The organism is Deltaproteobacteria bacterium, from assembly GCA_021737785.1.
Taxonomy (GTDB): Bacteria; Desulfobacterota; DSM-4660; order Desulfatiglandales; family Desulfatiglandaceae; genus AUK324.
On the sequence record JAIPDI010000006.1, the window covers coordinates 80,113 to 98,558 of the forward strand.

The 18,446-nt window shown below is 51.2% G+C and carries 12 protein-coding genes and 1 tRNA gene; 4 read left to right on the forward strand and 9 right to left on the reverse strand.

Annotation, left to right across the window (positions count from 1 at the left end):
• Nucleotides 1-193 precede the first annotated feature (193 nt).
• The 3 genes from K9N21_05075 (at nucleotide 194) to K9N21_05085 (ending at nucleotide 1,949) form a co-directional block, all read left to right on the forward strand.
• Nucleotides 194-382 (forward strand): hypothetical protein, encoded by a 189-nt coding sequence (locus K9N21_05075; protein ID MCF8143275.1) that lies wholly within the window; start codon nucleotides 194-196, stop codon nucleotides 380-382.
• A gap of 339 nt (nucleotides 383-721) precedes the next feature.
• Nucleotides 722-1,393 (forward strand): PilZ domain-containing protein, encoded by a 672-nt coding sequence (locus K9N21_05080; GenBank protein ID MCF8143276.1) that lies wholly within the window; start codon nucleotides 722-724, stop codon nucleotides 1,391-1,393.
• A gap of 97 nt (nucleotides 1,394-1,490) precedes the next feature.
• Entirely contained in the window at nucleotides 1,491-1,949 is a 459-nt protein-coding gene (locus K9N21_05085) for a chemotaxis protein CheX (GenBank protein MCF8143277.1), read from the forward strand.
• Nucleotides 1,950-2,090: 141 nt separating this feature from the next.
• Here the strand turns inward: K9N21_05085 and K9N21_05090 are convergent, their stop codons facing one another.
• The 9 genes from K9N21_05090 to K9N21_05130 form a co-directional block, all read right to left on the reverse strand.
• The gene (locus tag K9N21_05090) at nucleotides 2,091-3,938 is read right to left on the reverse strand and encodes a hypothetical protein (GenBank protein ID MCF8143278.1); all 1,848 of its coding nucleotides are present in this window, start codon (nucleotides 3,936-3,938) and stop codon (nucleotides 2,091-2,093) included.
• Between the two features lie 551 nt (nucleotides 3,939-4,489).
• A complete protein-coding gene (locus K9N21_05095) occupies nucleotides 4,490-6,355 on the reverse strand; it encodes a chemotaxis protein (protein MCF8143279.1) in 1,866 nt (621 codons plus the stop codon).
• A 150-nt stretch (nucleotides 6,356-6,505) separates the two neighbouring features.
• Nucleotides 6,506-6,973, reverse strand: a complete 468-nt coding sequence (locus K9N21_05100; protein MCF8143280.1) for a cache domain-containing protein — start codon at nucleotides 6,971-6,973, stop codon at nucleotides 6,506-6,508.
• Nucleotides 6,974-7,254: 281 nt separating this feature from the next.
• The gene (locus K9N21_05105) at nucleotides 7,255-8,790 is read right to left on the reverse strand and encodes a hypothetical protein (protein MCF8143281.1); all 1,536 of its coding nucleotides are present in this window, start codon (nucleotides 8,788-8,790) and stop codon (nucleotides 7,255-7,257) included.
• 83 nt (nucleotides 8,791-8,873) lie between these two features.
• Complete coding sequence (locus K9N21_05110; GenBank protein MCF8143282.1) at nucleotides 8,874-9,305, reverse strand: cytochrome c family protein; 432 nt, start codon at nucleotides 9,303-9,305, stop codon at nucleotides 8,874-8,876.
• Between the two features lie 558 nt (nucleotides 9,306-9,863).
• Entirely contained in the window at nucleotides 9,864-12,572 is a 2,709-nt protein-coding gene (locus K9N21_05115; protein MCF8143283.1) for an MCP four helix bundle domain-containing protein, read from the reverse strand.
• Nucleotides 12,573-12,620: 48 nt separating this feature from the next.
• Complete coding sequence (locus K9N21_05120) at nucleotides 12,621-13,133, reverse strand: chemotaxis protein CheW (GenBank protein MCF8143284.1); 513 nt, start codon at nucleotides 13,131-13,133, stop codon at nucleotides 12,621-12,623.
• 165 nt (nucleotides 13,134-13,298) lie between these two features.
• Nucleotides 13,299-14,519 (reverse strand): hypothetical protein, encoded by a 1,221-nt coding sequence (locus K9N21_05125; protein ID MCF8143285.1) that lies wholly within the window; start codon nucleotides 14,517-14,519, stop codon nucleotides 13,299-13,301.
• A gap of 1,830 nt (nucleotides 14,520-16,349) precedes the next feature.
• Nucleotides 16,350-16,426 (reverse strand) — tRNA-Pro (locus tag K9N21_05130).
• A 154-nt stretch (nucleotides 16,427-16,580) separates the two neighbouring features.
• Here K9N21_05130 and K9N21_05135 point away from each other — a divergent pair.
• Nucleotides 16,581-18,419, forward strand: coding sequence for a hypothetical protein (locus K9N21_05135; GenBank protein ID MCF8143286.1), 1,839 nt, complete (start codon nucleotides 16,581-16,583; stop codon nucleotides 18,417-18,419).
• Nucleotides 18,420-18,446 lie beyond the last annotated feature (27 nt).

Below are 18,446 nucleotides of genomic sequence, written 5' to 3' on the forward strand. Positions count from 1 at the left end.
ATATTATACCATAATGGGTTTCAATTTACCAAAGGGTTTCTTTCCGGGGCATCCGGGTAACATTGAGATCACTCGCGGGAAACAGTTTAATGAACTACGGTGAAGGAGAACAAAATTTTCGAAGAAAGGAGAAGTCAGGGTACAGAAAAAACGACGCTTCAGCCGGGTTCGTTTTGGAATTGAGGCTCAACTGATGGTGGATAAAAGCGTCAATGGAACCGGCGAGGTGATGGATCTCGGTGTTGGTGGATGCCTTCTCGGGATTACTGCAGATCTGAAGCCGGGCACCGCCTTTTCCCTGAGATTTGTTCTAGGCAGTGCTGACGCGGGGCCTGAGTCAATTCCGATGAAATATCGGGCAAAACTCACCTCAATGACTTGAAAAATTGGCATACCTCCTTCCTGGCACATTTTATGCTTACAAATATCATGCATCTTGATGGTTTTAACGGAACCTTTTCTCGGGGCCAAGACCCAACATGCCCGGAACAGTCATAATATAGGTTCCATGGATAAAAGGGCCTGTGAGAAAAATTGACAGCGCGTTGCATGGATGAACCGCTCTTCATTGAAATTGAGGCATAAAGCGATGTCCCTTATCCTCAAGAGGGGTCACAAAAGGCGTATCGAGATCTTCCAGACGGAGCTGCATATTTCACATGTGTTATAAATCAATCAGCTGCAGCGGCGACGAACCTGCTTGAGGAGAGTTCCATTTCTTATGGATATTAGAATCTTACTCATCGCAATGGAGGAATGGGAGAGAAACGTATATTGTGAATCGATCAGACGGCTCGGGGTCACCGTGAATGCAGTTCCGTCGCTAAAAGGCCTGGATGCCGATGTGACGGATCTCTATTTCGATGGCGTCGTCATTGACATGCCCACGAAAATATATGCTCTTAAAAATGACAGGGAATTCATCTACAGTACACTAAGAAAATTTCCAGCAGCACATGTGAGCCTTGAAAAAGGAAGCAGGCAGATACGGGTGTTTTATCCCGGCCAGAAACCGGGCGCGACACTGCTCGATTTTATCAACGGCAAATGCCGGCCCTTCACGCCGCGCCGGCTGGGTTACCATATCAGAAAAGAGATCCATTTCAACGTCATCCTGTCCAAGGACAAGGCTTGTGGAATCTCAAATTCCGAAAAAACGGTAACCGTGGATGTATCTGAAAAAGGATGTTTTCTCTTTTCAGTCAACGACTGGGCCCCCGGCGACACGGCCTGGCTCACGGTTATGGAATTGACCGACAGAACGCCCATAAGTGCCGAGGTATGCCGCTGCGTTAAATGGGGTGAGGGGTTGCAGGTGCCCGGCATTGGCGTCAAATTCAAAGTTATTAAAGAATTGCAGACCAAAGAAATCTCGAAAAAGCTGTGGAGCTGAAAACCGGGGGTGGTCCCTCGGTCCATGACTCAGCCATCGGGCATCCCTCCACAGCAGAAAAATTCGAATTTCTTCTATTTAAAATCAGGAGGCTTAAATGGATGTCAGATATATCAATCCTTTTCTGGCTGCAGTGAAGGATGTTTTTGAAACCATGATAGAGGTATCTTTCAGCGTGGGGAAACCTTGTCTTAAGAAGGACGGGATACCTTCCCATGAGGTAAGCAGTATCATCGGGATATCAGGTGAGGTCACCGGATCTGTGGTGATCAATCTTTCGGAAAAGACTGCACTGCAGCTTGCCTCCGCATTGCTTGGCGAACAATTATCGGAGCTTGACGAGGATTGTGTGGATGCTATCGGAGAAATCGCAAATATGGTTGCCGGGAGTGCGAAGAACGGTTTTCCTGTCGCCAACACGTCACTTTCGGTTCCCACTGTGGTTATTGGAAAACATGAGGTAAATTATCCATCTTCCATTCCCATCATTTCTATTCCGTGTGAAACCAGTGAGGGAGAGTTCGGCGTCGATATCGCTCTCAAAGTTACCCATTAGCCTGAACGGAGTTTTCGTTCAGGCACGAGTTACCCTCAAATCATTGAGTTAACGGCATTGAGCCTAAAATTACAGCAAGCAAAGACAGTCGTCTTGCCTCTTGCTTGCTGTGATCCAAATCGCTTGACCATTTAGGACAGATTAGAAACCCTTGAAATCGTCATCATCCATCGGAATGGTCTCTTCGGGCCTGGCATCATTTTTCTTGCCCGGCGCGGAAAGCGCCTTCAGTTTATCTGATTTCTGTTGCCTCTTCTTTACGGCCGTCTTTGAGGACCGGACGTGTTCGGTTGACGAAGATCCTGCCGTTTTAGCCGAAGATGAGACCTTGGATTTCCGGATTGATTTTGCACCGACCATAGCAGACAATTCGGCGACAAACACCTGCATCTGTTCAGTCTGTGCACTCATCTCCTCAGAGGCGCTGGCAGACTCTTCCGCATTGGCAGCCACCTGCTGCACCACCTTGTCCATCTCAGTTACGGCCCTGTTGATTTCCTCAATCCCCTGGGCCTGCTCATTGGATGCAGCAGAAATCTCCTCCACCAGATGACCCACCTTCTTACCGATCTCCATGTTCTCGCTGAATGCCTCCTGGGTAGACTGGGTCAGTGAATTGCCGTTTCTGACGGCCTTGATGGTATTCTCAATCAGATTGGAGGTGTTTTTGGCTGCGTCTGCCGCCCTCAGTGCAAGGTTCCTGACCTCGTCGGCCACAACGGCAAACCCTGCCCCTGCTTCACCTGCACGTGCCGCCTCCACGGCGGCATTGAGAGCCAGCAGATTGGTCTGAAAGGCGATTTCATCGATGGTCTTGATGATTTTACCCGTCTCTTCACTGGACTTAGTGATCTCCTGGACGGCATCGGCCATATCGGTCATGTGTTGGTTCACCTTTTCCACGATCTGTCCGGCCTCGGTCATCATGGTCTTGGCCTCATTCGCATTATCCGCATTTTTCTTTGTCATGGAGGACATCTCTTCCAGTGAGGAAGAGGTCTCTTCGATGGAGGCCGCCTGCTCGGCCGCACCTTCTGCCAGGGACTGGCTGCCGGCCGACACCTGGTGTGCAGCAGAGGCCACCTGATCTGATCCATCGGTGAGCCCGACAATGATGTTTTCGATAGGCCTTGCAATGGATTTTGAAAAGATGAGGGTCAGTGGTATGATCAATAGTATGCAGGCCAGGTATATAACGCCAAGGAGTCGGATCATCTGCCAGGTATTTGCTTTGACAATGTCCTTGGGGAGGAGGACGGCAATGGCGCCGGTATTCCCTCCACTTCCGCCCAGGGGGAGGACTCCCTGAAAACAATCCCCCTTTTCCAGTTGAACATCATTGAGCAGGACCTCCTGATCGGAAAGGGTCCACGCATCTTTCTTTTTGATGGTATCCGGAAGTTGAAGGGCGGTGTAATCCGCATTATTACCGATGCTCAATCCCTTCCCGGTAAATATATTGATTTGGAGTCCTGTGAGGGCCGACATATCGGTGAGAAAATCCTTATCGAGTTTTCGAATCGCCGCTGAAAAACCGACCTGACTCTTAACAAGCCCATCCGATTTTGCGTCGTAGCCCTCGGCCATAACGGGAACAGCGCTCACCAGGCAGATGTAGCCTCCCATCTGTTCAAACTGTACGGATTCCTCCTTGGGAATCTTCTCTCCATAGTTCATCTTCATGTTCATTGTTGGCCGGGATTCAGATTCTTTCCAGGCATCCGGGGTTATCTGTTCTCCTCGTTTCAGGGAAAGGCCCCAGGACTTGCCCTTTGTACCTGGAAAATATCCGATGGCATATGTCTGATCGTCCCTCTCAAGTGCGAAAGACTTGAGATTTCCCATCGCATCATACATTCCCAATTCCCATACATCCGACATGCTGGCGATATTAAAGAGGGTAGAGACGATCTCCTGAAAGGTGTTCCGGGTGATGGAGCTGACATCTCCTTCTTGGTAATCGGAAAGAAACTTCATCTTTCCTCCCATACCATCAACCGTCGCAGCCTGCTGCGAATCAAGCAGAATATTTTTCTGTTTCACCTGCAGGTCTTTCCGGATGATGTTTATGGCGGTCTTGATCCGATCATACGCGGCCTCACTATTCTGTCGGTTAATGACGATTGAGACCGCAATCGTGGTAACGACCATTACCAGAACCACGATTGCCAGCGAAGTGAAAACCAATTTGGCATTGAGCTTCATTCTTCTCATTCTGTTCCTCTCCCCTCCTGTTTTACCTTTAAGCGTCGATCATTGCGCTAAATCTACAAGGGACCTGACCTCATTATCAATTCAGATTCACCCCCGTCATGTACAGGGTTGGCATCTGGACATCAGCACATAGGCCTTCATCACTAACCAAACGGGGCCTCGGATACGTCACAGGGATTGCGTTTCCCTTGAGGCGGACGACACCTCTTACAACGTCGGGCGTCTGGGATACGGTCAGAATGGCATTATCCTGGCCGTCTCTTGGATCATCAATATACCGACCCCCGAATCATTTACACCGCTTGTTCGGCTGATGGCCAGGCGGCTCAAAAGTTTTTAAAATCCGCATCATTCAGGGAAATCAGCTTTCTGTTTTCCTCCGTTTCAGAAACCGCCCGACCTCTTTTCTCGGTCCTTTTTCTGGATACGGCCCTCCCTCCTTTTGCCGACCTCTCCATCATAGCGGTTGTTGGGCCTTCTGAAACGGCTCCGGCACGCCTTCTTCCCGTTACCAGGGCGATCAACTCTCCCACATTCGCCCTCATTTGCTCTGCCTGAGCATTCATCTCTTCGGAGGCAGCCGCCGACTCTTCAGCATTGGCCGCATTCTGTTGGACCACCTTATCCATCTCCGTGACGGCAGTGTTTACCTGTTCGATCCCCTGGGCCTGTTCATTGGACGCCGCCGCAATCTCACCGGTCAAATGGGCCACCTTGGAAGCGCTCTCCGCCACCTTTGTGAACGCCTCATTGGTCTCCTGAACCATATCAGAACCGGCGTTGACCTTCTTCACAGTGCCTTCGATGAGGTTCGCCGTGTTCTTTGCAGCATCCGCAGCCCTCAGCGCCAGGTTCCTCACCTCGTCCGCAACCACGGCAAATCCGGCCCCAGCCTCACCGGCCCTTGCCGCCTCAACCGCGGCATTCAAGGCCAGTAGATTGGTCTGAAAAGCGATCTCGTCGATGGTCTTGACAATCTTAGATGTCTCTTCGCTCGCCCGGGAGATCCCTTCCATAGAATCGATCAGATGGTTCATAGATGTGTTCGCTTGCCCTACCACCTGATTGGCCTTTTTCATGAGACCGTCCGCCTGATTGGCATGGTCCGCATTCTGCTTGGTCATGGAGGATATCTCCTCCAGAGAGGAAGATGTCTCCTCGATGGAAGCTGCCTGTTCTGCCGAACCTTCGGCCAGAGACTGACTGGATGCGGAAATCTGAGAAGAGGCCGTTACAACCTGGTCCGTACTGCTTGAGATATTTGCAATGGCCTTTCTTAAAGAGCCGTTAATCGCCCTTATGATTAAAAACGCCGAGAGTATCAAAAAGACAATGGCAGTCAGGAGGACAATCACACTCACGACGTCGCTGGTTTGCCCGTATTTTTCAATACTGGCCTTGGTCAGTGCAACGATCTCTTCCGCGGTTTGTTGCGCCTGAATCCCTGTCTGCTTGAGCTTGGCCGACAGGTCCTGATTTTTTCCCCACTCTTTAAACAACACATCCCCAGCCTGTTCGATTACGGCCATGTCTTTTTCTGCCGCCTTCCAGATCTCATTAAACTCAGACGCGTTTATTGACTTCAAAACGGTATCGATGTTCCTTTTGAGCAGTTGGGTTTTGGCGTCAACCGTCTTTTTGACTTCATTAAATTGCTCGACATTCGAAAACAGGAGGAGATTCTGGATGTTCAACAATTTTTCGTTCCCCACCCCCAGGAAATCGCTGATCTCTTTTCGCGCCCCCGCTTTAGTTGAATCCAGGAATTCCCCCTGTGTAATCAGCATGGCGTCTTCCTGATCAATGGACCCGACGATCTTTTGAAGGGATGCATTCATCTGCTGAATGCTGGCCGCGAGTTCCGCTTTCGCCTTGTCCATGGATTCTATGTTTTGGACCACCTGTTCAAAGATCGCGCCATGAGCATGAATGATTGCGGTCACCGCATCCACCCGTTCCTTTATCTCAGGGTCAACGGCCCTGGCCTGCAGGCCCAACGCGGTTTTCTCAATAGCGCCAAGATGTTCCTTATATTCTGTGAGCAAGGCCTTGTCGTGGCGGTTTATAAACTGTTCTTCGATCAACATCATCCTGACAATCCCTGCTGAAGCGGCCTGGCTCTCTCTTCCGACAATGATATCCCGACCCTTGTTGGCATCGAGATACTTGTTGACCCCTGCGATGGCACCCATTCCCACGATGGCTAACACGGGCAAGATGATGACCTTGGCCCGAATGCTTGAAAATGTGACCCATTTCAAAAGTGACATAAAATCCCCCCGTAAATGGCAAGGCGCCCGCGTTCCCGGCATGGCGAATACGGTGCGCTTGCCACAATGGTTCTATTCGTAAATCCCGGCAAGCATGGCCACATCCTCACCCGGCACTTTGTACACATACGTTATTTTGGGTGAAGGGGTCTTTTCTCCCGGCTTGGGCCACATGTAGCTTACCCAACCTTCGCCCTTGTTCTTGGCCATATTGATGAATTCCGCGAAAAACAGTTTTCCGCCCGCATCCTTGGCCGCTATAAGATTCTTGCCGATGAGTTTGGGTTTGATGGGGTGGGCGATGTTGCAAGTCTTGTTCAGGTCCAGACAGAATACATAGGTATCCTTCCAAACAAATGGGCCATTCTTGTCGTTGATTGTTTCGAGAGCGGCATCCAACCCCTTTTCCTTTACCATCGCCGCCGCTTCTTTGCACTTAGCCACGCATTCGTCTTTTGTGGCCTGCTCCTCGGCAACAGCCAGCCCGCCCAGAAAAATACCCACGGATAATACAAATAACAGAGTAAAAATCCTTCTCATCATAACTTCTCCTTTTATTTTGCGTTAATATCCAACTTCCTTGTTTTCAGTGTGTTGTCTGCCTTCTTTAGTGTCCCCTCCTTTCCTCTCATTTTCTACTCACTTCCGCCAAGGCAATCGGCATTGACTTGATCTATCACAGCCCCAATCCCGATGCTGAAAAGGCGGCATTCAAAATGCCGGGGGTCATAGCAAACCAGTTTGAAACGGCTCAAAATCAACCTCTTTGATCCGGATGATCTCTTTGCCCCCATTTTCCCTTTCTCTTGATTTTCAGCGTCCTATTCTGCTGTTTCATTGGCGGTTCGGTCTTCAAGGCCCAAAAACGGCCTCTTCGAATTCCGATTGCCCTCAATCTTGAAAGCGAGTACTGACGCTACCAATCCTTCTGCATTCAGGGCATTTTTCTGATTCGCCGCATCTATTTCCACGGCCGCCTGATTAATTTGATCGATGCCTTGGGCCTGTTCCTTTGAGGCCTCGCTGATCTCGCTGACCAACTCGCCCACCCGGATCACGCTGCCGGCGACCTCGGAAAATGCCTTGTTGGTTTCAACCACCATGGCTGTCCCGTCATGAACCTTGTTGCCCGTGGTCTGGATCAACTCCGAGGTGCCCCTGGCGGCCTCGGCAGCACGCAAGGCAAGATTCCTGACCTCATCGGCCACCACGGCAAAGCCTGCCCCCGCCTCACCCGCCCTGGCCGCTTCGACCGCCGCATTCAGCGCCAACAAGTTGGTTTGAAACGCGATTTCATCGATGGTCTTGATGATCTTGGACATCTCGTCGCTTGCCTGGCTGATGGATTCCATTGAGTCGGTCACGTTGGCCATGAATTTATTTGCCTTTTCAATGATCTTAGTGGCTTCATGCATCAGCTGATCTGCATGGGTTGCATTTTCAGCATTTTTCTTGGTTACCGCCCCCATCTCCTCCAGAGATGCGCTGGTTTCCTCCAGCGCAGAGGCCTGCCCGTTGGTTGCATCAGATAGCTTCTTGGCAGCAGTTAGGATATCCCCCAAGATGCTTCTGAAACTTTCGTTGACGCGGTTCATTCTGTTGGTGACATGACTTATCTCGTCCCGGTTTTTGACCTCCACCACCGACGTCAAATCGCCCTGTCTCATCTTCCCTGCCAGGTTGAGCAGCCTCTGGATCGGGCCATCAACTAAGCGGTGAAACACAAGATAGACCAACAGGATCATGACGATCAGCCCTGCGATTCCCACCATCAAGTTCATATTGCGGGCGGAAACGGCCGCGCCAAGTGCCTTTTCTGATGACGCGCGCACCAGCATTCCGCCCAATACCTTTCGCGAACTTCCGTGGCAGTGAAAACAGCGGGCATCATTGTGAATGGGGCGCAGAGTACTCAAAAACGGCACGCCATTGATCGATTCTTCAAGGGGTTCAATGGGGGCTTTTCCGGTTTCGATCATCCGGCTCACTATTTCGGCCCCCGATTGATGTCGCAGAACGGCATCCATGGACCGACCTGGCATACTTTGGTCCGTAGAAAAGGAGATCGTCCCTAGAAAGTCGTATATCATCACCTCAAGGCCGGAGATATTCTCCTTGAGCCGCTCAAACTGCTTTACCACGTTGTCATTATCGCCCACGGCCAATGAGTCAATCATACCCCCCTCAATAGCCGCAGCCAGCATTTCGGCATCATGCTCGATCTGGTCCTTTAGCGCCGCTGTCTGGTTTTGAACACTGGTGATGCTCATCACACCCACGACCAGGATCAGGAGCATCAATACAGCGGTCATGACTTTGATCCACAACTTTTCGCTGAAATATGAAAAAATCTTCATGGCTCCTCCAGGATCTGTTTGATAACCCGATCATCTCACATCCGTCCCCTGCCCGGCGATCCGGCGACAGGTTGGATTTGGGATCAGTGTGCGCCCCCATAGATCAGTGGCCTGAATTTGAACGCATCAACCCTTTCGGCACTGTGACATTTCTCGCAATCGCCAATCGACAGTCTTCCTTTTATGTCTTCCGAATCCTCGGTTTCACAATGAACACTGCCCGGCCCGTGGCAAACCTCGCAGCCGGCATCCTTAAGATGCGGGGTCTCCTTTTGAGATATGAAACCTCCTGGTTCGCCATATCCTGTGGTATGACACCTTAAACACCCCTTTATCTCGACTTCAGTCAAACCTTTCTTCATACGTTGGATACTCTTAAATGAAGAGGCCTTCTTAGTGTACGCTGCAAAGTTTTTGAATTCATTCTCGTGACAGTCCTTGCAAGCTGCTGAGCCGACATACACCTTGCCCTTATTATCGGTTGCGTACCCCCCCTCAATCCCAAAGAGAATCATGACGGTACAACCGATGACGGCGACGAAATACCTTAAAGGCGTTTCTTTGTTCACGGCACAACCTCCCTTCTTCGCATTAGACTTTCTATGCTTCTACGAGTGCTGCCGGACACCCTATCGTTGACTCGTCTGAATGTGAACGTGTATGGTTGTAAGAGATCACCACAGTGTATGAGCATTATCCGTGCCAAAGCATGATTTGCCTGACTTCTGCGCCAGGCCCGGGCTGGAGGCATATATTTATCTCGAAGACGGTATTGCGTTCGGGGAAAAGGGGAGATAAAGTCCCTCCGTATGGAACAATTATCCGATGAATTGAATGATTTTAGCCGAATGAACGCCATCGGATACAAAATGTGATAGGAAACCAGTTCGATACTTCGTCAATTTTTTGACTCGGACAGGAAAAAACATAATTTTATCAAGTTTTTCGGAGGGCTGATCATGACCCTAACCATATTAAATCCCGATAAACGGGTTTAATACGGGTTTAATACGGCAGGGCAACGATCCTCCACAATAACCGTTGCCCTGCCGTAAAGGAGCTTTTATCTCTGGTCACAGCTCCTCGACGTCTTGATCATCCATCGGGATAATCTCCCCAGGCGTCATCTTTTCCTTCTTCTTCGGGACGTCGAGGGCCTTGATCTTCCTCTTGTCTCCTGCTTCCATGGGAGGATTCAGGAAATCCGTTTTTACGGGACGGACCGCTACCACCTCAGTGGAGATTGCCTTCCCTCCCACCATGCCTACCAGTTGAGCGACATAGGCCTGCATCTGCTCTGCCTGGGCACTCATCTCCTCGGAGGCGCTGGCCGATTCCTCGGCATTGGCAGCCACCTGTTGAACCACCTTGTCCATTTCCGTGACCGCCTTGTTGATTTCCTCGATCCCTTGGGCCTGTTCATTGGACGCCGCCGAAATCTCATCCACCAGACCTCCTACCTTCCGGGAAATCTCCATGTTATCCCTAAAGGCCTCCTGAGTGGTATGGGTCAGTTCATTGCCGTTTTTGACCGCCTTGATGGTATTCTCGATCAGATCGGATGTGTTCCTGGCCGCATCCGCCGCCCTCAAGGCCAGGTTCCTCACCTCGTCCGCCACCACGGCAAACCCCGCGCCCGCCTCCCCGGCCCGTGCCGCCTCAACCGCGGCATTCAATGCCAGAAGATTGGTCTGGAAGGCGATCTCATCGATGGTCTTGATAATCTTGCCGGTCTCTTCGCTGGACCGGGTGATTTCTTCGATAGCGCTCAACATATCGCCCATGTGCTGGTTTACCTTGTCTACAATCTGTCCGGCCTCTCCCATCATGGTCCTGGCCTCATCGGCGTTCTCGGCATTTTTCTTTGTCATGGACGCCATTTCTTCAAGCGATGAAGAGGTCTCCTCGATGGAAGCCGCCTGTTCAGCCGCCCCCTCTGCAAGGGACTGGCTGCCGCTGGAGACCTGATGAGAGGCGGAAGCCACCTGATCTGAACCGTTGTTCAGCCCTTGGATAATCCGTCTGATGGGACCGGTGATGCTTCGGGTAAGGAACAAGGCAATTAACGCCCCTAAGATCACAGCCGCGATCAGGCCGACAACCATGATCCACGACGAACTTTTCAGCAGGTCCACAGCATCTGTTGCAACCTTCCCGGTCGCTTGCATACCGGCGCTTGTCATACTCCTGCAGGCATCAATCACCCCTTTTCCCGCAGCTTCCCCCTTGTTGCCGACATCCCGCATCATCTTCCAATTGCCCAGGAAGTCCACCATGGCCCCCCTGAAGGCGTTGCCGGCAGACTCGACCTGCTCAATTCGGTTAAGATCCACATCCCCCTCGGTGATCTTCCTCAGTTCTTCCAGCGTCAGTTTGATCTTGGGGAAATTGTTCAGTGCTTCTTCCATGATGGCGGGCTGCTCCAGGGCCTGGGCCTTAAAGACCTTCACCCTGGTGTCATTCTCCAGATCAATAATCGCATTGACCAGCATGATCTTTGTATTCCGATCATACATATCAGCGGCCAATTTCTTCTGCTGGCCTTCCAAAAAGGTTTCGCACTGCGCCACGTATTGACCAGCTGCCTGATCCATGGCATAGCGAAACTCCGAGAGGGTTCGGAAGTCCTTCAGGTATGATCTGATCACAGAGATAAAGTCCTCTGCCGCAGCCTCAATCTTGTCAACGCGCTGGAGATCTTCCGTATCGGGGGTGATCTTGCGCAGTTTGGAGGAAATTTCCGTTACTCCTCTGAATCCGATCTCCGCCTCCTGTATAAGCTTCGGATCCTGGGTGGCCTGGGCCTTGTAACTCATAATCCAGGCCGCGGCCCCCGCTTCTATGATGTCGTTAACCAGGCCGATCTTCTTCAGGCTTTCTTGGACGTTGACCGTGGACCCGCCGGGCTCTCCCAGCATCTTGTCATTCAAACCGTCCAAAAAATCATTGCAGGTCTTCATATACTCGGCAGCGACCGTTTCCATCTTCTGCCCCGCAAGAATCATCTCGCCGGTCGTCTCGATGTAATCCTCCATGTTCCGTGCATAGACCTGGGCGGCCGCCGCTATGTCATCGACCCGTTGGGTATCCTCGACGTCCTGCGTAATTGCCTTAAGTTCCTCCACATACGTATCGAGGCCTGCCAAAAGTTCGATGGCCACCTCCACAAGGGTCATGCTGTTGGTGGCCTGCCCCTTAAAGTTGATTTCGCGTGCCTTGACGCCGAGATTGGCGATCTCGTTTACAATCTCGACTCTCTTCTGTGCTCCGGCCAGATCGTCTTTGAAGGCCCGGTTCTGATCTGCGAGAAATTCATTGCAGATGCCCATGTATTTATCGGCAGAGGCGTCAAGGGCGGCCCTATTGTCCCGCATCCTGGCAACGATCTGACCCGTCTGATCAATAGATTCGCCATACGCATGTATCGCCGTTGTGGCGACCTCCAGATGTTCTCTCAAGCCCTTGAGGTGCTTCGATCTCTCTTCGAGCTGTCCGCCTTGTTCAATGGCGTTATGAGCGGCACGTAGCTCCTGCTGCGCCTCATCATAAAATATCTGATCCCCGGTAAAAATGTACCCCCGCATGGCATACATCAGACGGTTGGCAGCGGCGCGAAGCTCAGCGGCCATGTCCACTTCAGGGACATACTCTTCGGCCAGTTTGGTGCTTTCGGTCTCCACCGTCCCCATCTGTACGACACCTACACCGCCCAGGATTGCCGCGATCGCGATCAATATACCGAATCCCAAGGCGATCTTTGTACCCAATTTCATGTTGTTCAACAGCATCCCTCCGGATAAATTCGGTGTTAGTGTGATGTGCCTCTCATTCTAAGCGACCTGTCCCAGCATGGCGGCTTCTTCAGCGCTGAGCACCCTGTCAATATCCAGGAGGATCTTGACCCCGCCTTCAATCTTGGCCATCCCAAGGATGTAGTCGGTATTGAGCCGGGTACCAAAAGTCGGGGTCTCCTCGATGTCTTCCCTTTTGATGTTCAACACCTCGGATACGGAATCCACCACAATTCCGATCATGACCATCCCTGTCTCCCCCTGGATCTCCACTACGATGATGCAGGTCCGCTCTGTATAGTCGATCGCCTTCATCCCGAACCTGCGCCTCAGGTCCACCACGGGGATCACCTTCCCTCTCAGATTGATTACCCCTTTTACAAAATCCGGCGTCTGCGGCACCGAGGTGATCGGCATCATCCCGATGATCTCCTTGATCTTCAGGATGCCGATGCCGTACTCCTCATCCGCCAGCGTAAAGGTCAGAAATTTACCTTCTTTGTTGAGAACAGCGCCGGTTTCCATGTCCATTTTTCTTGCTGGTTCAGCCATTGTCCTTTCACTCCTTTCCTCTTTTCCATAACGTAGGCCACATCCCTTCTTGCATCTGTTTGGGATCGAGGGTTTAATCATGTAAAAGGGCTTTTGTGTTTTGTGTGATGTCAAAGCAAAGGGCGGGAACACTGCCCCTTGCTTCCTGTGCACCCGTTTATCTGATTAAAAGTCTTTAAAATCAGAATCATTTAGGGGGATCCGTTTCCTGGGTTCCTTTGTCTCGCGGAATGTCTGCTTTCTTTCCACTGAGCGTTTCCTGGAAGCCAAAAGAGCCCTTTTGTGCTGCTCGTCCGCTTCTTCGGTCATTGCCTGTTCCGAAGCCGCCGTGCCCTTCTTTCTTCCCCCTACAAGTGTCATTAATTCTCCCACATTCGCCTTCATCTGCTCGGCTTGGGCAGTCATCTCCTCAGAGGCAGCCGCCGACTCTTCAGCGTTAGCCGCATTCTGCTGGACCACCTTATCCATCTCCATCACTGCCGTGTTCACCTGTTCAATTCCCTGGGCCTGCTCGTTGGATGCCGCAGCAATCTCGCCGATCAACTGCCCAACCTTGGAAGCGCTCTCTGCCACCTGGGTGAACGCCTCATTGGTCTTCTGAACCATATCCGAACCATCCTTGACCTTCTTCACGGTTCCTTCAATGAGGTTGGCCGTGTTCCTGGCAGCATCCGCTGCCCTCAGCGCCAGGTTCCTCACCTCATCGGCCACCACGGCAAACCCGGCACCCGCTTCACCGGCTCTCGCCGCCTCCACCGCGGCATTCAGTGCAAGGAGATTCGTCTGAAAGGCGATCTCATCAATGGTCTTGATGATCTTGGATGTCTCTTCACTCGCCCGTGAGATCTCTTCCATGGAACCGGTCAGGTGGTTCATAGAGGTGTTTGCTTGTCCCACTACCTGATTGGCCTCCTTCATGAGACCGTCCGCCTGGTTGGCATGGTCCGCATTCTGCTTGGTCATGGAGGATATCTCCTCCAGGGACGACGAGGTCTCCTCTATGGAGGCCGCCTGTTCAGCCGAGCCTTCGGCCAGAGACTGGCTGGAGGCTGCGACCTGCCCGGATGCAGCCGCCACCTGATCAGCCCCGGAGGTAAGCCCTTCGGTTATCCGGTTGATAGGGTTGACAATGCTGCGCCGCGTAAAGACAAAAGAGGCGATGAGGGCAAGGATAACAATCGCCAAGGTGACGGCGCCTATTAACCACAATACCCGGTTGATGTTATCCATAATCTCTGATTTCTGTTTTTCGATTTGCAGGTTCAGTTTTTCCTGGGCCGTTTTCACCTCCCCATCCAGCAGTGTCTTCCTGGCCTGCACAGCTGTCTCGATGTCATCAATATAGAGACCTGTACCAATAACCCATCCCCATTCTTTGAAAAGCATGACAAATGAGAGTTTCGGTTGAGGTTTATCCGCTCCGTACTTCGGCCAGTAATAATCTACAAACCCCTCCCCTTTATCGCGGCAGACCTTCACAAACTCCACAAAGAGCTTTTTCCCGTTGGGGTCCTGGTTTTCTGAGAGATCTTTGCCGTTTAACTCGGGCTTATATGGATGCATGATCATGGTGGGGTGCATGTCGTTAATCCAGAAATAGTCCTTATTCTCAGGACCGAAACGAAGGGCCTCGATGATTTGGGCGGATTCGGATTTCAGTTTTGCCTCGGCTACCTCCAGGTATACACCTGACCCGATAACCCAATTCCAGGGCTTAAACAATTTGACAAATGAGAGTTTCGGTTGAGGTTTATCCGCTCCGTACTTCGGCCAGTAATAATCTACAAACCCCTCCCCCTTATCGCGGCAGACCTTCACAAACTCCACAAAGAGCTTTTTCCCGTTGGGGTCCTGGTTCCCGGAGAGATCCTTGCCGTCCAGATCAGGATTGTATGGATGCATGATCATGGTCGGGTGCATATCGTTAATCCAGAAATAGTCCTTATTCTCAGGACCGTACCTGAGGGCCTTTATCAGATCAATGGCCTTTTCCTGCTTTTCTTCGAGACTCATCCCCTCCTGTTTCTCAACGGCTTCCAGTATCCCGTAGGCCGTATTTACCGCATTCTGAAGCTGCCTCTGATAAACCCGCGCAAGTCTCTCAGTGTCATGCGCATCCTTGTATGCCTTTTCCAGAACGCCCATGACGGTCTGGACCTCGGACTTCAGATATTCCTTTTTTGTCGCCAGGGCATCCGCTCGAAAGTTTTCAAGCCTCGCCTTCCCCGCTGCCTCTATTGAGGCTATGTTGGCGGCGCCTAACGTTTCAATGTTGACAACGGCCATCTCCCCGCTCTTGTTTAATTGCCAAACGGCCATCAGGCCCACCACCCCAGCGGTCAGGACAAGGGCTATTGCAATCAATGCCATGATTTTTGTGCTGATTTTCATAATCATATCCCCCCATATGCTAAAGAACGTTCAAGCTTTTCATGTCACCCACCTTTCTCCGGTCAGTGACAGCTTTTAATGTCCTGGGAACACAACTACCTTTCTGGTTCCGAGTATCAGAGAAGGGGAGGATGAAAACTCAGATCAATCCATTTGAAGAAACAGCATAACCGTTCAATTCGGAGCCTTTTCTACCGCTGAGTTCCCGGGGACCCTCATTAATATTTCCCGGGCCTGCTACAATGTGTGAGTGGTAGTTTTCTGCACACGATCAACGTTCCTCCTTGTCAAGGCTTTCGGCACACCTTAATAACCGTCACGAACAAAATCGACCGCCGCGAGTCACAATAATACCGCGGTATCTGAAGGGCGCGTGGGTCCTTACACTCAGCTTCAACTATTAAGAGATGGTAACTTTCCTTCTTTTCACCACCTTATTAAAGGGCCATGGAATATGGTGTATGGGCATGATGGTAAGCACAATGCAGTAAGCGTGCCAGAGTGATTAGCAAAGAAATAGTGGTGCAATTCAGGTGGGTTGGCATCCCGATCAAGAAACCGGCATCATCAACCGAAAGAGTTGCTGGCCAGAGATCAGCTACCCGTCAAACTCTTGACTCCTACAAAAAAACCCGGTTCCGACCTCAAAATGACAGACGATTGCAGGCGAGCTTCATATCGAGATCTTCATCCCAAAGAATTCCCATCTTTCTGGCACATAGGGAATCAAACACATAGAATTCCGATCATATGCAAAAAGGTTCAATATATAAAAAAACGGGCAAGTTAGCTAAAGCCAACCTACCCGTTTTAATGACTTCTTACTGGTCGGGACGCGGGGATTTGAACCCCGGACCCCCTGAACCCCATTCAGGTGCGCTTCCAGGCTGCGCCACGTCCCGTATATTGGGGCTTATTCTATAACACCTGCCCCCGTTGTCAAGCGATAAAATGGATTCGGTCAAAAAGGTCCTTGTTACTTTTACCGGTAGAGGATATGATGGCCATCATTGGAACATCGTCCCGTTTTGATGATCCACTTTCCGGATGTGAGTCATGAGCCGTCTTGACTGTATCAGCAATCGGAATATCAAAATCATCGCTGCCTATGTCAAGAGCAGGATCGGCAGTTGCCAGTCCCTGTTCGATGGGCTGCGGTTCCCGGAAGACCAGTACCATTCCCTGGAAGATTTTTTCCTGAACGAAGATGAATGGACCACATACGATAACTTCGAACGCATCTTCAGAAAAGGGAAAGAGCTGGTTGGCGGGCCCGATTTCTTTTTCAAATGCGGCGCATCTTCAGCCAGTCTCCGTTCATGGGGACGCTTCCATTACTTTGTGCGGGTGTTCGCATCCCCTAATGACGGTTTCAGGCGGGTGCCCTTTTTCAACAAAAACTTCGACGATACCAAAGACATCGAGGTTATCCTCCCGCCTGTCTACAATCGCCGAACAAGAAAGATCAGGACCCTCCTGAAGGTCCGGTTGCACGACGATATCGATCCCCACCGAGATTATATAGGGGATCTTTACACGCGAGGCATTCTCTCCTCGATCCCGACTATCTGGGGACTGCCCCCGGCGGTCATTCGACAGATCATGACCCCATACAACCCCGAGATCCTTCTCAACACGGAACCCGAACTCATCCCCTACGCCCTGCATGCCAAGATAGAAAGCGGCTTCCTGACCCTGAAAGGAACGGAAACCGGCCCGCGTCTCAAGGTGGGGAAAAAGGTTCTGCTTGAGCCGGAAAGCGTTGGCGGGCAGGAGATTTTTTTGGGCAAATGGAGCGAAATCCCCACCGGTTTCAACCCATCCCCGGGAGATCAAAGACAGGCGATCCTCATTACAGAGACCTTTCAAGTCGGCAGTCGGATACTGCTCATGGCCGGGGATATCTATATGGCGCCTTATTTTGTCCTTGACGTGTCATATGATCGATTATCCATCTATAACCGTGTCCGCCAGATATTCAGGATGCGAAGCAACGAGGGAAGCTCCGGCCAGGATTTGATAGAGACCCTGAATCAGCTCAGAATAAGCATGAGCGCCAAGAATCGAGCCTACCTTGTGCTGGAAAAAACCAATGAAGAACTGACAGAGGCCAAGGCTCGCTTGGATGCGTACAACAAAGAACTCGAAAACAAGATTGAAGAACGGACTTCCCAACTTCGCAAGGCTCAGCAGGACCTTCTTCGGCTGAATTGCAATCTGGAAGAAAAGGTTCAAGCCCAGGTCATTGAGTTGGAAAAACATAATCAGCTGCGCCGGTACCTCTCCCCCAAACTTGCGGAGAAAATCTTGAACAGCGAAGATACGAGGTGGACACAACCCCAGAGAAAGATGATGACCGTGGTCTTCACCGATATCAGAGGATTCTCCTCTCTCACCGACAGCCTGGAACCGGAGGAATTGTTTCAGCTCTTGAACAGCTACCACTCGGAAATGATCCGGATTGTTCATGACTACGACGGGACATTGAACAAGATTGTGGGCGATGGTCTCCTCATCTTTTTTGGTGATCCGATTCCGATGGACGATCATGCAGACAGGGCCGTCCGCATGGCCATGGACATGCAGAGAAAGGTTGCCGAGCTGTCGGATGAATGGGACCGGTACGGGCACCGATTGGGCGTGGGAATCGGCATCAACAGCGGGTTCGCAACCGTGGGCAATATCGGGTCAGACGCCTACAGTGATTACACGGTGATCGGCAACCAAGTCAATGTGGCCTCTCGCCTGGAAACCATTGCCGGGCCCGGACAGATCCTGATCAGTCAAAGGACCTATCACGCGCTTAAGGACACCTTGGCGGTCCAAACAATGGGAGATATCGAGGTGAAAGGGATTCACACCCCTGTAAAGGCCTATTGCGTGGTATGGCAATGAGCGATCACTAATGGCCAGCTATTGGTA

Bases quoted from the DNA above. Each gene is read 5' to 3' on its own strand.
- K9N21_05135 (MCF8143286.1), top strand. From the start codon at position 16,581: ATGAGCCGTCTTGACTGTATCAGCAATCGGAATATCAAAATCATCGCT.
- K9N21_05120 (MCF8143284.1), bottom strand. From the start codon at position 13,133: ATGGCTGAACCAGCAAGAAAAATGGACATGGAAACCGGCGCTGTTCTC.
- K9N21_05095 (MCF8143279.1), bottom strand. From the start codon at position 6,355: ATGGGTGCCATCGCAGGGGTCAACAAGTATCTCGATGCCAACAAGGGT.
- K9N21_05105 (MCF8143281.1), bottom strand. From the start codon at position 8,790: ATGAAGATTTTTTCATATTTCAGCGAAAAGTTGTGGATCAAAGTCATG.
- K9N21_05090 (MCF8143278.1), bottom strand. From the start codon at position 3,938: ATGGGAGGAAAGATGAAGTTTCTTTCCGATTACCAAGAAGGAGATGTC.
- K9N21_05085 (MCF8143277.1), top strand. From the start codon at position 1,491: ATGGATGTCAGATATATCAATCCTTTTCTGGCTGCAGTGAAGGATGTT.
- K9N21_05100 (MCF8143280.1), bottom strand. From the start codon at position 6,973: ATGAGAAGGATTTTTACTCTGTTATTTGTATTATCCGTGGGTATTTTT.
- K9N21_05080 (MCF8143276.1), top strand. From the start codon at position 722: ATGGATATTAGAATCTTACTCATCGCAATGGAGGAATGGGAGAGAAAC.
- K9N21_05125 (MCF8143285.1), bottom strand. From the start codon at position 14,519: ATGCTTTTCAAAGAATGGGGATGGGTTATTGGTACAGGTCTCTATATT.
- K9N21_05075 (MCF8143275.1), top strand. From the start codon at position 194: ATGGTGGATAAAAGCGTCAATGGAACCGGCGAGGTGATGGATCTCGGT.
- K9N21_05110 (MCF8143282.1), bottom strand. From the start codon at position 9,305: ATGATTCTCTTTGGGATTGAGGGGGGGTACGCAACCGATAATAAGGGC.